Genomic DNA, 13,745 nt, shown 5'->3' on the forward strand with positions numbered 1-13,745 from the left:
TGGATTACTTGCTGTCCACCTGCAGCACCGCGAGGAAGGCCTCCTGCGGGATCTCCACGCGGCCGACCTGCTTCATCCGCTTCTTGCCCTCTTTCTGTTTCTCGAGGAGCTTCTTCTTGCGGGTGATGTCGCCACCATAGCACTTGGCCAACACGTTCTTGCGCATGGCCTTGACCGTGCTGCGCGCGATGATCTGCGAGCCGACCGCGGCCTGGATGGCGACGTCGAACATCTGCCGGGGGATCAGGTCCTTCATCTTCTCGCACAGTTCGCGTCCGCGCCGGTCGGCGTGACTGCGGTGCACGATCAGGCTGAGTGCGTCGACCTTGTCGCCGTTGATCAGCGTATCCAACCGGACGAACGGACCCGGCTGGAAGCGGAGGAACGAATAGTCAAGCGAGGCGTAGCCGCGGCTGACCGACTTCAACTTGTCGAAGAAATCCAGCACCACTTCAGCCATCGGTAGCTCGTAGCTGATCTGCACCTGGCTGGCCAGGTACTGGATGCCGATCTGCACGCCGCGCTTCTCCTCGCACAGCTTGATGATCGCGCCGATGTAGGCCTCGGGCGTCAGGATGTTGGCGCGGATGATCGGTTCGCGCACCTCGTCGATCAGGTTGGACTGCGGCAGTTTGGCCGGATTGTCCAGCGTAAGCACCGTGCCATCGGTCTTGAGGACTTCATACACAACGGTCGGCGCGGTGGTGATCAGGTCCAGGTCGTACTCGCGCTCCAGGCGCTCCTGCACGATCTCCATGTGCAGCATGCCGAGGAAGCCGCAGCGGAAACCGAAGCCCATCGCCTCGGAGCTTTCCGGTTCGAAACGCAACGCGGCATCGTTCAGGCGCAGCTTCTCCAGCGCCTCGCGCAGTGCCGGGTAGTCCTCGGCATTGACCGGGAACAGACCGGCGAACACGCGCGGCTGCATCTCCTGGAAGCCGGGCAGAGGACCCGGGGCGGGATCGCCGGCCAGGGTCAGCGTGTCGCCGACCGGGGCGCCGTGGACGTCCTTGATCGACGCGGTGATCCAGCCCACCTCGCCCGCACCGAGCTTCTTCAGCTCCTTGCGCTTGGGGGTGAACACGCCGACCTTGTCCACCTCGTGGGTGCGGCCGGTGGACATCACCAGGATCTTGCTCTTCGGGCCGATCTCGCCCTGCATCACGCGCACCAGCGAAACCACGCCCAGGTAGTTGTCGAACCACGAGTCGATGATCAGCGCCTGCAGCTTGTCGGTGTCACGCGGCTTCGGCGGCGGAATGCGCTGGACGATGGCTTCCAGCACCAGATCGACGTTAAGGCCGGTCTTGGCGCTGACCGCGACGGCGTCGTCGGCGTCGATGCCGATGACGGCCTCGATCTCGGCCTTGGCGCGATCGGTGTCGGCGGTCGGCAGGTCGATCTTGTTCAGCACCGGCACCACTTCCAGCCCTTGCTCCACTGCGGTGTAGCAGTTGGCGACGGACTGCGCCTCGACGCCCTGGGCGGCGTCCACCACCAGCAGCGCGCCCTCGCAGGCGGCCAGCGAGCGGCTGACTTCGTAGGAGAAGTCGACGTGGCCGGGAGTGTCGATGAAGTTGAGCTGATAGACCTGCCCGTCCTTCGCCTTGTACGGCAGGGACACGGACTGTGCCTTGATCGTGATGCCGCGCTCGCGCTCGATCGGATTGGAGTCGAGCACCTGCGCTTCCATCTCGCGGGCCTCGAGGCCACCGCAAAGCTGGATGATGCGGTCGGCCAGCGTGGACTTGCCGTGGTCGACGTGCGCGATGATGGAGAAGTTGCGGATGTTCCGCATGGAATCAGAAGACATGGGGGGCGGCGGCCTGTGCCGTCGTCAGGGGTAACGGGCGATTATCGCACGGCCGGGGGCCGGCCTCGCCCACCCGGCCGGCCGATGGGTCGGAAACGACATCGCCCCGGCTCTGCGGGGCGATGTCGGGCATGGAGCCTGGGCGGATCAGCCCTTTTCGACGGTGACTGCCAGGAAGCGCGTCACGCCGCGGTTGCGGACCAGCAGCATGACGGTATCGCCGGGCTTGGCGGCCGCCAGTTCGCGGTCCAGCGCCGCCGGACTGTTCACCTTGTTGCGGCCGACCTGCAGGATGACCATGCCGGGAGACAGGCCGGCCTCGCGGGCGGCCGCGTTTTCCACCCGGCTGACGAGCACGCCGTCGCCGGATTCCAGGCCCAGCTGCTTGCGGCTGTTCGCGTCCAACGCCTGAGTCTGGATGCCCAGCACGTTGCGACCGGCCGGAGCCGCCGGGGCATCGGGTGCCGCTGGCGCGCTGCGCGCCACGGACTCGCCTTCGTCCAGTTCGCTCAACGTCACCGACACATCGCGGGCCCTGCCGTCGCGCAGCAGGTTCAGCGTCACTTTGCTGCCGGGCGCCATCGCACCGATGATCGGCGGCAGGTCGCTCGAATCATTGATCGCACGGCCGTTGACCGAGCGGATCACGTCGCCTGGGCCGATGCCGGCCTTGGCGGCGGGACTGCCACTGACCACGTCATTGACCAGCGCACCGCGATTGTCGGGAAGACCAAAGCCCTTCACCGCGTCGGACGTCACCGCACCGACCTGGACGCCCAACTGTCCGCGGCTGACGCGACCGGTCGCCTTCAACTGGTCCACCGCGCCCATCGCCAGGTCGATCGGGATCGCGAAGCTGATGCCCATGTAGCCACCGGACACCGAAAAGATCTGCGAATTGATGCCGACCACTTCGCCCCGCGTGTTGAGCAGAGGACCGCCGGAGTTGCCCTGGTTGATCGCCACGTCGGTCTGGATGAACGGCACGTAGCGCTGTTCCGCCGACGCGCTGCGGCCAACGGCACTGACGATGCCGGCGGTGACCGAATGGTCCAGCCCCAGCGGCGAGCCGATCGCCACGACCCACTGGCCCGGCTTCAGCGTGGCCGAGTTGCCGATACGCACCGTCGGCAAGCCCTTGGCCTCCACCTTCAGCAACGCCACGTCGTACTGCTGGTCGCTACCGACCACCTTGGCGGTCAGCTCGCGGCGGTCCGGGAGAGTCACCTTGACCTCGTCGGCACCGTCCACGACGTGGTGGTTGGTCAGCACGTAACCATCGGCCGAAATGATGAAACCCGAGCCCATCGAGGTGCCGCGGCGCTGCGGGCCCTGCTGGCCGGGGCCGCCCGGAATCTGGAAGCCCGGCGGCAACATGCGCCGGAAGATCTCGGGGATATCGGCCTCCTCCTCTGCCTGTGCCGTACGGCGCGAGCCCACCGTGGCCTCGACGTTCACCACGCCCGGCCCCACCTGCTCCACCAATTGGGTGAAGTCCGGCAGTCCGGTGACGAGTTGCGGCGCGGCCGACTGCGCCACGGCGGGGGCTGCAGCGGCGACCGGTGCCGGTGGTGCATCCGCCTGCTGTGCGCACGCGGCCAGCGGCGCGGTGAGCATCAGCAGGGCCAGCAGGTTATGACGGGCGTGTGGGGTCATCGAATGCATGCCTCGATAAGAAGGGAACCAGGATGTCGCCTTCGCCCGGAACGCGTCCGGACGCGGAGAGTGTCAGTCGCGCGGGGCGTCGACGGGGGCCGCTACCGGCGCACTGGACGGCAGTCGGGGATCGAACGGATAGAACGTGCTCGCCGCTGCATCCGAACTGTAGCCCGTAGTCAGGCCGCCGCTGGCCGAGGGATACGCCGACAGTGCGGAGCGTGGCCAAGGGCGTGATGCAACGGCACCCGCATCCTGCGCGCGGTGCGAGAACGGATTGGACGCCGCATGCATATTCGCGGAGGCCGTCATCGTGGCAACCGCTTCCAACGGCGTGCCCTGTGTCGTGCCGTTCGCACGCACGGGCGCCTCAGCCCTCGCCACACGCTGCGCACTGCGCGCGGCCTGCTGGCTACGGGTCGCGCTGCGGCGCGCACTATCCTGCCGCCGCGGCACGGATGCCGCCACGGCAACCGCCGCTGCTGCATACGCTTCGGCGTCGGGCGCTGGCGCAGACGGAGATTCCGGCAACACGGCAGGCGATGTCGCCTGGGCCGATGCCACCTGCGCGCCTTCTCCCACCGGCACGTCCTGCGGCGACTGCTGGCGCGCCATGAACAAGGCGACCAGTGCGACCGAGGCTGCCAGCGCCCCGCCACCCCAGCGTGCGAGCAGACTGCGCGGACGCGACGCCTGCGGCGCTGCCGTTGCGGAAGGGGTAGCTTCGGCCGCGATCGCCTGCGCCACGCGCTCGGCAAAGCCGGCAGGTGCCGGTGCTCGACCCTGGCCGCGCAGCACGTCGCCACACAGCTGCCAGCGCTCCCAGCAGCCGGCCAGTTCCTGATCGTGCTGCACGCGGCGTAGCAGGAAGCGCGCCTCGTCGGCCGCCAGGTCACCGTCCATCAGGGCGGAGAGCTGCTGGCGATGGTGGATGTCGAGCTTGTCGATGATCGGTGTCTCGTTGCGGGCGGTCATGAGCGGGCACGCTCCCGGGGTTTGCTGTCCACGTCCAGCAGGGGACGCAGTTGTTCGTCGATCGCCTCACGCGCCCGGAAAATTCGGGAACGCACGGTGCCGATCGGGCAGTCCATCTTCTGCGCGATCTCCTCGTAGCTGAGGCCATCGACCTCGCGCAGGGTGATCGCGGTCCGCAGTTCCTCGGGCAGGCCGTCAACCGCCTTCATCACCGTCGCCTCCATCTCCTGGCGCATCAGTTCGCGCTCGGGGGTGTCGGTGTCGCGCAGCCGCGTGCCGATGTCGTACTGCTCGGCGTCGGCGGCATCGACGTCCGCGGTGGGCGGACGACGGTTGTGCGCGACCAGGTGGTTCTTGGCGGTGTTCACGGCGATACGGTGCAGCCACGTATAGAACTGGGAATCGCCCCGGAAGTTGCCCAGCGCGCGATATGCACGCAGGAAGGTTTCCTGGGCCACGTCCTGGCACTCGCTCCAGTCATGGATGTAACGCCCGATCAGTGCCACCACGCGATGCTGGTACTTGCGCACCAGCAGGTCGAAGGCCGCGCTGTCGCCGCGTTGCACGCGTCTGACCAGCTCGAGGTCCAGCTCCTGGGTTGGATCTACTTCGGCCATGCCGGGCCGCACTCCTGTCGGCTCGGCGGTGGCCGGGCCCTGTGACCGCGCTAGCGGGGGAAAGTTCAACGCCTTGTCCAAACCGTTGCCCTATCAAGAATTTAACCGGCGCAACGGGAACATCCCCCTGCTGCCGGTCACGCCCGTGACGACGTTCCCACTCATATGTGGATTTGACGGGGATGAAACAACCTCGGGATGATAGCGGCCTTATCCATACGTGAACGGATGGTCCCCCGCATGGCCGCAAACTTCGATGGGCTGAGATTCAGCCACTGGCAGACCGAGGTACGCGACGACGGCATCGTCGTGCTGTCGTTCGATCGCCAGGGCGCCAGCGTCAACGCGTTCTCCCAGGACGTGCTGATCGAACTGGCCGACATCATCGAACGCCTGGCCATCGATCCGCCGAAGGGCGTGGTGCTGCGCTCGGCCAAGGCCAGCGGCTTCATTGCCGGCGCCGATCTGAAGGAATTCCAGGAGTTCGACCGCAAGGGCACCGTCAACGACGCGATCCGTCGCGGCCAGGCCGTGTTCCAGAAGCTGGCCGAACTGCCCTGCCCCACGGTCTCGGCGATCCACGGCTTCTGCATGGGCGGCGGTACCGAGATTTCGCTGGCCTGCGACTACCGCGTGGCCAGCAGCGACCCGTCCACCCGCATCGGCCTGCCGGAAGTGAAGCTGGGCATCTTCCCCGGCTGGGGCGGCAGCGCGCGCCTGCCGCGCCTGGTCGGCGCGCCGAAGGCGATGGACATGATGTTGACCGGCCGCACGCTGTCGGCCAGTTCGGCCAAGGCCATGGGCCTGGTCGACAAGATCGCTGAGCCGGCCGTGCTGGTCGACGCCGCGGTTGCCCTGATCGCCTCGCGCACGAAGCGCGCCTTCAAGCAACGCTTCACCGGCTGGATCAGCAACAGCTGGCTCGCCCGCCAGCTGCTGGCGCCACAGATGACCAAGCAGGTCGTGCGCAAGGCGCCGAAGGCGCACTACCCCGCACCGTACGCACTGATCAACGTGTGGAAGACCGCCGGCGGCAAGGGCATCCAGGGCCGCCTGGACGCCGAACGCAAGGCGGTGGTGAAACTCGCCGGCACGCCGACCGCGCGCAATCTGATCCGCATCTTCTTCCTGACCGAGCGGCTGAAGGGTCTCGGCGGCAAGGACCATGGCATTGCGAACGTGCATGTCGTCGGCGCCGGCGTGATGGGTGGCGACATCGCCGCATGGTCCGCCTACAAGGGCTTCAACGTCACCCTGCAGGACCGTGAGCAGCGGTTCATCGACGGCGCTTTGACGCGCGCGCAGGAGCTGTTCGCCAAGAAGGTGAGAGACGAAAGCAAGCGCCCGGCCGTGGCCGCGCGCCTGAAGGGCGACCTGGCCGGTGATGGCGTGCCGCAGGCCGACCTGGTGATCGAAGCGATCATCGAGAACCCGGAAGCCAAGCGCGATCTCTACCAGACCGTCGAGCCGCGCCTGAAGGCCGACGCGCTGCTGACCACCAATACCTCGTCGATCCCGCTGACCGAACTGCGCGAACACATCCAGCGTCCCGCCCAGTTTGCCGGCCTGCACTACTTCAACCCGGTCGCACTGATGCCGCTGGTGGAGATCGTGCAGCACGACGCGCTGGATGACGCCAACGTCCGTCGCCTGGCCGCGTTCTGCAAGGCGCTGGACAAGTTCCCGGTGCCGGTGGCCGGCACGCCGGGCTTCCTGGTCAACCGCGTGCTGTTCCCGTACATGCTGGAAGCCGCGACGGCCTACGCCGAAGGCATCCCCGGCCCGATGATTGACAAGGCGGCGGTGAAGTTCGGCATGCCGATGGGTCCGATTGAACTGATCGACACCGTCGGCCTCGACGTCGCGCAAGGTGTTGGGGCGGAACTCTCGCCCTTCCTCGGCCTGACGCTGCCCGCCGCACTGGCGACGGTGGAACCCGGCAAGCGCGGCAAGAAGGACGGCCAGGGCCTGTACAAGTGGGAGAACGGCAAGCCGGTGAAACCGCAGGTGCCGTCCGACTACAAGGCGCCCGACGATCTGGAAGACCGCCTGATCCTGCCGCTGCTCAACGAAGCCGTCGCCTGCCTGCACGATGGCGTGGTCGCCGACAGCGATCTGCTGGATGCCGGCGTGATTTTCGGCACCGGCTTCGCGCCGTTCCGGGGCGGCCCGATCGAACACGTCAAGGCCGTCGGCCCCGACGCGCTGCTGGAAAAACTCAAAGCGCTGCAGGCCCGCCACGGCGACCGCTTCGCGCCGCGCCCGGGCTGGGACAACCCGGTGCTGCGCCAGGCGACGGTGTAACCGCGGCGTCCCCGCGGCGACGTTACAGGCGTGACGCCGACAGCGTGATGTCGGCGTTCTCCCAGGCGGCGGTGAAGCGACGTTCCACCTCCGCCGCGTCACGCGCCTTGCCCTGCACTTTCAGGCTCTGCGCCAGACCATACAGCGACCAGCCGTTGTCGGGATTGCGCTGCAGTTCCTCGCGGTAAGCCTGCTCCGCTTCCGCCGACCGATTCGCCGCCAGCAGGATCGCGCCCAGTGAATGGCGGACCGGCGCGTGCCAGCCGGGTGGCTCGTCATAGGGAATGCCGTCCTCGATCTTCACTGCCTCGCGCAACGCCGCCACCGCGGCATCGTGATCGCCGCGGGCGGATGCCAGCTCCGCCGTGACGGTGCGTTCGGCGATCTTCGTCGCGTGCGTGAGCGGATACCGGTCCCACACCATCAACGTATCCATCTTCGGATCGGCGGCGATCGGACGCAGCGCCGCAAGGTGGCGCTCGGCATCCTCCAGCCGGGACTGGCGGATCGCGGCCATGCCCTGCGCGTAGTGCCAGATCGCGGTGACGTAAGGCAGATCCTCCGCGGGATTCTTGCCCGCGACGATCTCGTCCCACCGCCCGAAACGCACGCGCTCGAACCACGGCGTCATCCAGTAGTGCTGCAGGCCGGCGAAGCCCGGTTGCCGCATCAGCTCCGGCAGGTCGGTGCGCTCGGCGGTCTTAAGCGCCGCGTCGTGCGCCAGCGCGCCGCTGCCCTGCATGCTGGCGGCGAACCACAGGAAATGGTGGTTATGCGGCACGTAGCCCAACGGATACACGCCCTGCGTGTTGCCGCGGCAGACGGCGAGATAGGCATCGTCTGCCTCGACCGCGCGCTGGTTGGCGATCACCGCGTCATGCCAGCGCCCGACCCGCGCATAGATATGCGCCGGCATGTGGACCAGGTGTCCCGATCCGGGAATCAGTTCGCGCAACCGGTCCGCCGCGGCCACGCCGCGTTGCGGATCCGCCGATGCCTCGACCGCATGCACGTACAGATGCAGCGCGCCGGCATGGTCCGGGTTCTTCGCCATCACCGACTCCAGCACCGACACGACGTCGGCGGTATGGCCCTTCGGACGTAGGTCAGCGTCGTAGTAGTCCCACGGCTGCAGGTCCATCATCGCTTCGGCATGCAGCACCGCCGCATCGGGATCCCCAGGAAGCTGCTTCACCATCGCGCGCGTGGCGTCCGCATAGGCTTCATCCAGCGGACGGCGATTTTCCGGTGGCTGCTCCGCATACCGCGCCGACAGCGCCGTGATGAACGCCTGCTCGCGCGGCGTCGCCTTCGACGCCAGCGCACGCGCGCGCTGCAGACGCTGCCAGGCGTCCGCGTTGTCGGCGGGATCCATGCCCGCGTTCACGTGCGGCCCCAGCACCAGCGACGCGCCCCACCAGCACATGGCGCAGTCGGGATCGAGTTCGGTCGCCTTGAGGAACGAGCGCTCCGCGGCATCGTGGTTGAAGCCGTACGCCAGCATCAGCCCTTGGTCGAACCAGCGTTGGACGTCGGGGTGTTTCGAGGTCACCGGGAAACGGTAGCTGCCCAGGCCATCGAGCAGGTGCGCGCCCACCAGGGCCATTTCCGGCGGGGAAACGGCCGCCTCCGGTGGCGGCGCGGGTTGCCGGCATCCTCCACAGGCCAGGACCGTGATGCCGAACGACAAGGCGACGAGGTGCCGAATGCGCATGGCGGTCTCCCGGTGTGGACACCCACGCCAACGCGGCGGTGCGCGGACAGCGGCCAACCGGGGACACCCGCCGACGGCAGGCGCGTCGCCGTCAGTCGGCGGGCAAAGCCTGCGTCATCACCCAGTCGTCCTTGGGATCGTCGCCGACGCGGAACACCGAGCGTCCGACGATCTGGAACCCGTGCTTGCGGTAGAAGCGGATGGCCTGCTCCGACTCCTGCCAGACGTTGAGCCAGACCGAACGCGAATGGCGCAATCGCGCCGCCGCCAGCAGGTGCGTCACCAGCAACGCCGCGATGCCTTTGCCGTGGAAGGCGGCGTCCAGATAGATGCGACCCAGCTCCACCGCCGGCCGCAACGTCACCTCGGCCGGTGGCACCGTGCCCCAGCGCAGCTGCGCGAAGCCGGCCCAGGCCCCGTCCTGTTCGACGATCAACGTCAGCGTGTCGGGGTCGCGGATTTCCTGCGCCTGCCGTTCGGGGGTGTAGACCGTATCGAGGAACGCGGCCACGTTCGCAGGCGTGCTGCAGTGGCCGTTGGCCGCCACGAAGGTGCGGCGCATCAGGTCGGACAGGGCGGCCGCCTCGGACAGGCGGGCGGGACGGATCGTGGTGCCAGAGCTCATGCGGTGATCGGAGGGTCTCGTGTTCCTGATCGACACAACGCAGCCCGCGCCGTGCGCAGGTCATGGCGCCAGTCAAAGTGAGATGAGCAGACTGCCGTCAGCGGCGCGCGTACACATCCGGCGGTGCACGCACCGGGCTGCGATCGGCGGCGATGTCGCCCCGCACCCCGAGCTGCGCGGAGAAATCGGTGAGCCGCGCCCAGACATAGGGCTGCAGGTCGTCGGGCGCCCGGTCGTAGACCTGCCGCCACAACGTGTCCATGAACACACGCGGATCCTCCCGCAGCGCACCGAGTTCGATGCGCTGCCCCGCGGCGGCCAGGACGGCCCGGATGTCAGCCAAGGAGTCCATGCCACGAGCCTAAGCCGCGCATGTGCCGCATGTGTGACATCAAGCCTCCATTTCCGACGACCGGTCCGGTTCTGTGAACCCGGTTACGGTGCGGCGGGGCCGTGGGACCGTGGGTGGCGCTCCCCACCAGACCGCCCACCCCGGGTGACGGCCGCAGGTCCATTGTGTGAACTGAGGGCGGAAATGTGACGCAGAGCGTCATTCGAGGCCGTGCTGCATCACTGTCACACCGCCGCGGCACCCTAGAAATGTAAATCCAATTACTTGGCATGGTTCCTACTGACCTGGGAATCATCAGGAGAGTGCGCCTTGCATACCGCCACCGTAGAGAAGGTTCTGAGCGTCATGGGCGACCGAAGCCGTGAAGCCCTGCAGATGGATCAGGACGCGTTGCTGGCAGAGTTCCGGCGCGCCAAGGAACGCACGCCCGGCATCTCGATGCTGCTGCTGACGACCGCCGATGGCCGCGCGCTCGCCGAATTGAGCGACGTCGACTGCGATCCGCGCCGTCTGGCCGCCATGACCAACTCGTTCCTCACCCTGGGCGAAACCGTGGTGAAGGAGCTCGGCCTGGCGTCGGCCGACTACGCCACCATCGCCACGCGCCAGGGAAACATGGTGCTGATCCGCATGGACAGCGCCAAGCCGATGACGCTGGCGGCCCTGGGCACCTTCGACACCAATGTCGCGGTGGTGCTGTTCGCCGCACGCGAATGCGCCCAGCGCATCGCCGCCCAGCTGCAGCGCTAGTCCCCTTCCACCGCACGATCGCGCCCGCACGCGGCAACACCTCTCATCACCCCAAGGAAAGAAGAACGATGTCGAAGCTGAATCTTGAAGGTCTGAATCAGATCACCGGTTTTGTGGGCGTTGCGCTGGTCGACAGCGACAGCGGCATGGCCATGGCCACGCTGGGCGGCGGCGGCATGGATCTGGAAGTGGCGGCTGCCGGCAACAGCGATGTCGTGCGCAGCAAGCGTCGCGTCGCGCAGCAGCTGTCGCTGGACGACACCATCGAGGACATCCTGATCTCGCTGAGCAAGCAGTACCACATCATCCGCCCGCTGGAGAGCAACCCCGCGCTGTTCCTCTACGTGGTGCTGGACCGCGCGCGCGCGAACCTGGCCATGGCGCGCCACGAACTGAAGAGCTTCGAGAAGACGCTCGACTTCAGCTGATCCTGCCTACCGTCGCCCGCCGGTCGTCGCCGCGACCGGCGGCATACGACTGTCGACCACCTCCCCCGCTCCCCCGTCGCCTGATGCAGCCTTCCTCTCCCTCCGATGTCACCGTCGCGATGGCCGGCCTCGACCTGCTGCCGGTCACGCGCCTGAAAGTCGCGTGCTCGCTGCTGGCCGCTGACCGCGTGACGGTCCGCCTGGTCGAATGGGGCGCCGAACCGGCGTCCCTGCTGGTGGCGGACGAGACCAGTTACGCGGGCCGCCACGCGATCGATTCCGCGCGACACGACCAGGTGCCGGCTATCCGTCTCAACGGTGTGCCACGCGCGACCGATCCGATGCCGGCCCTGCCGAAGCTGGCGACCGTCCGCGATTTCGTCGACGCGCTGAAAGCCTGCCTGCAAGCCGGCACGAACGCTCCGCCGACCGACACGCCCTCGGGATGGGATGTGCCTCTCGCGCAGCCCTTGCTGGAACAGCTCCGCCTGGACCGTCGTCGACCGGGACGGGTATTGATCGAACTCGGCCTGTTCCGCGTGATCAGCGAACCGCTCGCCGGCCGGCTGCACATGCTGCGGCGGATGCCACTGGACGACCTGCTGGAGCGCGCGCTGAAGCCGGACTGGCGCATCACCGAGCTTTCGGAGAAAGACTGGCAGACCACCTTCCTGCCCGATGTCACCGGCAGCCACGCGATCGAGAGCCTGTGGTGGCGACTGCTGCCGCATCTTGCGGGTGACGAACTGCCGCGCGTGACCGATACCCAGCGCCTGCGCGCATGGCCCGATCTCGATGTAGCCGCCACGCCGGCCGCGTGGCCGTTGGTGCTGGCCCATCTCGGGGGCAGATCGTGGCGCGCACACGAGCTGGCGTCCGCCACCGGCGTGTCTGCGCACGAGGTCCAGCGCGTGATGGCCCTGGTCCGCCTGAGCGGTCTGGAAGCCGCACCGTCACAATCGCCTGCCAGCGTGCGGGCGACCGCCGCGCAGCATGCCGGCACGCTGTTGAGAATGGCCAAGCGCTTCGGCCTGACACTGTTGGGGAAGGCCCATGGATAACTACGGCAACAAACTCGTCTTCGTCGGTGGCATGGGCGCGGGCAAGACCACCGCCATCCGCGCCATCTCCGATACTGAGCCGGTGAGCACCGACATGCCGCTGAGCACCGATGCCACGGAAGAGAAGTCCCTCACCACGGTGGCGCTGGACTACAGCAGCGTGGATCTGGACGAAGGCGAGCTGCTGCACGTGTACGGCGTGCCCGGACAGAAGTACCTCAACTTCATGTGGCCGATGGTCTGCACCGGCGCGATCGGCATCATCGTGCTGGTCAATGCCTGCCAGAACGATGCGGTCGACAGCACCGCCGAACTGCTCCGCGATTTCGGCGAGCTCGCGCCGGAGGCAAGCTTCGTAGTCGGCGTGACCAAGAGCGACCTGGCCCCTGAGTTCCAGCTGCCCGTGTTCCGCGATGCGCTCAACGCCAGCGGCTACCAGGTGCCGGTCATGAAGGTCGACGCACGCGTGACCACCCAGGTCGAGTTCCTGATCAGGACGCTCCTGTCCTACCAGCACGCAGGCTCACAGCTGAACCTGGCAACCACCGGCGCACGCTGACACCGCCGCACCGCATCCCTGCGGTGACGGCGACGCACACAGCGGGAGATGCACTGCGATCGAGCGATCTGTTGCCTGCGTACTTCCTGCAGGTCTGTTCGACCTTGGACGGAACGCCCCAGGGTCGTCACGTGGAGAAAATCCCGATCAAGGCGAACGGCAGCAGGATGGCGCCTATGCCCACCATGAACGCGCCCGTCTTGAGGAGCCATCCTATGAAGAAGTGCCTTCTCCCATGGACAAGGCTGGCTTCATGATCAGCGAACCTCACCACGCCGCCATCCGTCCTGTTGTCGAACTCGTACTTCATCAGATCGCGCTTCGCTTTCGATGCCTTGACGACGAATCGAAATCCGACAGCCATTAGCAGGATGCAGAAGATCAGAAATATCCATGCGCCCACGATGAACCCCCTGTTTCTGATTGAACCCGGTTGTTTTCCAACGCCACTGTTGATGCCCAGCGCACTGCTCGCTCCTCCACGCATGCCTCCCGGTAGCGCCGCGACGGCTCCGGCAACGGCGAAGCGTTCGATCCCGGCAGGCATGTCGCGCCTGGCTGGATCCTGATCCGGTCGTCGACGCTCAGTCCGCCACCCGCCGGTAGATGACGCCCATCGGACCGGACAGCGTGTTGTCGTCCACGCGCGTGAGCACCAGCGCCGCGCCGTCGACTTCGGGATGGGACAGACGCACGCGGTCGTCATCCACCTCGTAGCGCAACCGCACCTCCACGCCGCCCAGCGCCGCGGACTGCACCACCGAGCCGTCGCGGTCGAATCGCAGCTGGCTCAGTCCCATCGCATCTTCGTAGGTGCCCTGCATGCCGCTGCCGCAGGCGGCCAGCAGCAACACCAGGCACGCCAGCGGGACGATTCGCGCGATCGCCATG

14 protein-coding genes are annotated in these 13,745 nt (G+C 67.2%); 5 read left to right on the forward strand and 9 right to left on the reverse strand.

Going from position 1 to position 13,745, the window contains the following annotated elements:
- Positions 1–4: 4 nt before the first annotated feature.
- The 4 genes from lepA to rpoE all read right to left on the reverse strand — a co-directional run bounded on the left by lepA (position 5) and on the right by rpoE (position 5,061).
- Positions 5–1,813, reverse strand: coding sequence for a translation elongation factor 4 (gene lepA, locus IB225_RS02510; RefSeq protein ID WP_225583211.1), 1,809 nt, complete (start codon positions 1,811–1,813; stop codon positions 5–7).
- A gap of 147 nt (positions 1,814–1,960) precedes the next feature.
- Entirely contained in the window at positions 1,961–3,469 is a 1,509-nt protein-coding gene (locus IB225_RS02515; protein WP_192309467.1) for a Do family serine endopeptidase, read from the reverse strand.
- A 72-nt stretch (positions 3,470–3,541) separates the two neighbouring features.
- Positions 3,542–4,444, reverse strand: a complete 903-nt coding sequence (locus tag IB225_RS02520) for a sigma-E factor negative regulatory protein (protein ID WP_192309469.1) — start codon at positions 4,442–4,444, stop codon at positions 3,542–3,544.
- Positions 4,441–5,061, reverse strand: a complete 621-nt coding sequence (gene rpoE, locus IB225_RS02525) for an RNA polymerase sigma factor RpoE (RefSeq protein ID WP_192309471.1) — start codon at positions 5,059–5,061, stop codon at positions 4,441–4,443. Before rpoE ends, IB225_RS02520 begins: the two co-directional genes overlap by 4 nt.
- 240 nt (positions 5,062–5,301) lie before the next feature.
- Here rpoE and IB225_RS02530 point away from each other — a divergent pair, with 240 nt between their 5' ends.
- A complete protein-coding gene (locus IB225_RS02530; protein WP_192309473.1) occupies positions 5,302–7,365 on the forward strand; it encodes a 3-hydroxyacyl-CoA dehydrogenase NAD-binding domain-containing protein in 2,064 nt (687 codons plus the stop codon).
- A gap of 22 nt (positions 7,366–7,387) precedes the next feature.
- On the opposite strand, the gene IB225_RS02535 is transcribed toward IB225_RS02530, so the two are convergent.
- From IB225_RS02535 to IB225_RS02545, 3 genes are all read right to left on the reverse strand, one after another.
- Entirely contained in the window at positions 7,388–9,079 is a 1,692-nt protein-coding gene (locus tag IB225_RS02535; RefSeq protein ID WP_192309474.1) for a hypothetical protein, read from the reverse strand.
- 91 nt (positions 9,080–9,170) lie between these two features.
- Positions 9,171–9,704 carry a GNAT family N-acetyltransferase gene (locus tag IB225_RS02540; protein WP_192309476.1) on the reverse strand — a complete coding sequence of 178 codons (534 nt, stop codon included), beginning with the start codon at positions 9,702–9,704 and terminating at the stop codon, positions 9,171–9,173.
- Between the two features lie 97 nt (positions 9,705–9,801).
- Complete coding sequence (locus IB225_RS02545) at positions 9,802–10,056, reverse strand: hypothetical protein (RefSeq protein ID WP_192309478.1); 255 nt, start codon at positions 10,054–10,056, stop codon at positions 9,802–9,804.
- Between the two features lie 309 nt (positions 10,057–10,365).
- Here IB225_RS02545 and IB225_RS02550 point away from each other — a divergent pair, with 309 nt between their 5' ends.
- The 4 genes from IB225_RS02550 (at position 10,366) to IB225_RS02565 (ending at position 12,854) form a co-directional block, all read left to right on the forward strand.
- Positions 10,366–10,806 (forward strand): roadblock/LC7 domain-containing protein, encoded by a 441-nt coding sequence (locus tag IB225_RS02550; RefSeq protein ID WP_225583214.1) that lies wholly within the window; start codon positions 10,366–10,368, stop codon positions 10,804–10,806.
- Positions 10,807–10,874: 68 nt separating this feature from the next.
- On the forward strand, positions 10,875–11,234 hold the full coding sequence (locus tag IB225_RS02555; RefSeq protein ID WP_192309480.1) for a roadblock/LC7 domain-containing protein: 360 nt from the start codon (positions 10,875–10,877) through the stop codon (positions 11,232–11,234).
- 83 nt (positions 11,235–11,317) lie between these two features.
- Complete coding sequence (locus IB225_RS02560; protein ID WP_192309481.1) at positions 11,318–12,295, forward strand: hypothetical protein; 978 nt, start codon at positions 11,318–11,320, stop codon at positions 12,293–12,295.
- Positions 12,288–12,854, forward strand: coding sequence for an ATP/GTP-binding protein (locus tag IB225_RS02565; RefSeq protein WP_192309483.1), 567 nt, complete (start codon positions 12,288–12,290; stop codon positions 12,852–12,854). Before IB225_RS02560 ends, IB225_RS02565 begins: the two co-directional genes overlap by 8 nt.
- A 127-nt stretch (positions 12,855–12,981) precedes the next feature.
- Here IB225_RS02565 and IB225_RS02570 read toward each other — a convergent pair whose 3' ends face one another.
- Both IB225_RS02570 and IB225_RS02575 read right to left on the reverse strand, forming a co-directional pair.
- Positions 12,982–13,401 (reverse strand): hypothetical protein, encoded by a 420-nt coding sequence (locus IB225_RS02570; protein WP_192309485.1) that lies wholly within the window; start codon positions 13,399–13,401, stop codon positions 12,982–12,984.
- Positions 13,402–13,438: 37 nt separating this feature from the next.
- A complete protein-coding gene (locus IB225_RS02575; RefSeq protein WP_192309487.1) occupies positions 13,439–13,744 on the reverse strand; it encodes a hypothetical protein in 306 nt (101 codons plus the stop codon).
- Position 13,745: the final 1 nt, after the last annotated feature.

The sequence above is a fragment of the Pseudoxanthomonas sp. PXM02 genome (assembly GCF_014851805.1).
Taxonomy (GTDB): Bacteria; Pseudomonadota; Gammaproteobacteria; order Xanthomonadales; family Xanthomonadaceae; genus Pseudoxanthomonas_A.

Bases quoted from the DNA above. Each gene is read 5' to 3' on its own strand.
- IB225_RS02555 (WP_192309480.1), top strand. From the start codon at position 10,875: ATGTCGAAGCTGAATCTTGAAGGTCTGAATCAGATCACCGGTTTTGTG.
- IB225_RS02570 (WP_192309485.1), bottom strand. From the start codon at position 13,401: ATGCCTGCCGGGATCGAACGCTTCGCCGTTGCCGGAGCCGTCGCGGCG.
- IB225_RS02545 (WP_192309478.1), bottom strand. From the start codon at position 10,056: ATGGACTCCTTGGCTGACATCCGGGCCGTCCTGGCCGCCGCGGGGCAG.
- IB225_RS02565 (WP_192309483.1), top strand. From the start codon at position 12,288: ATGGATAACTACGGCAACAAACTCGTCTTCGTCGGTGGCATGGGCGCG.
- IB225_RS02575 (WP_192309487.1), bottom strand. From the start codon at position 13,744: ATGGCGATCGCGCGAATCGTCCCGCTGGCGTGCCTGGTGTTGCTGCTG.
- IB225_RS02530 (WP_192309473.1), top strand. From the start codon at position 5,302: ATGGCCGCAAACTTCGATGGGCTGAGATTCAGCCACTGGCAGACCGAG.
- lepA (WP_225583211.1), bottom strand. From the start codon at position 1,813: ATGTCTTCTGATTCCATGCGGAACATCCGCAACTTCTCCATCATCGCG.
- IB225_RS02520 (WP_192309469.1), bottom strand. From the start codon at position 4,444: ATGACCGCCCGCAACGAGACACCGATCATCGACAAGCTCGACATCCAC.
- IB225_RS02540 (WP_192309476.1), bottom strand. From the start codon at position 9,704: ATGAGCTCTGGCACCACGATCCGTCCCGCCCGCCTGTCCGAGGCGGCC.
- IB225_RS02515 (WP_192309467.1), bottom strand. From the start codon at position 3,469: ATGACCCCACACGCCCGTCATAACCTGCTGGCCCTGCTGATGCTCACC.
- IB225_RS02560 (WP_192309481.1), top strand. From the start codon at position 11,318: ATGCAGCCTTCCTCTCCCTCCGATGTCACCGTCGCGATGGCCGGCCTC.
- rpoE (WP_192309471.1), bottom strand. From the start codon at position 5,061: ATGGCCGAAGTAGATCCAACCCAGGAGCTGGACCTCGAGCTGGTCAGA.
- IB225_RS02535 (WP_192309474.1), bottom strand. From the start codon at position 9,079: ATGCGCATTCGGCACCTCGTCGCCTTGTCGTTCGGCATCACGGTCCTG.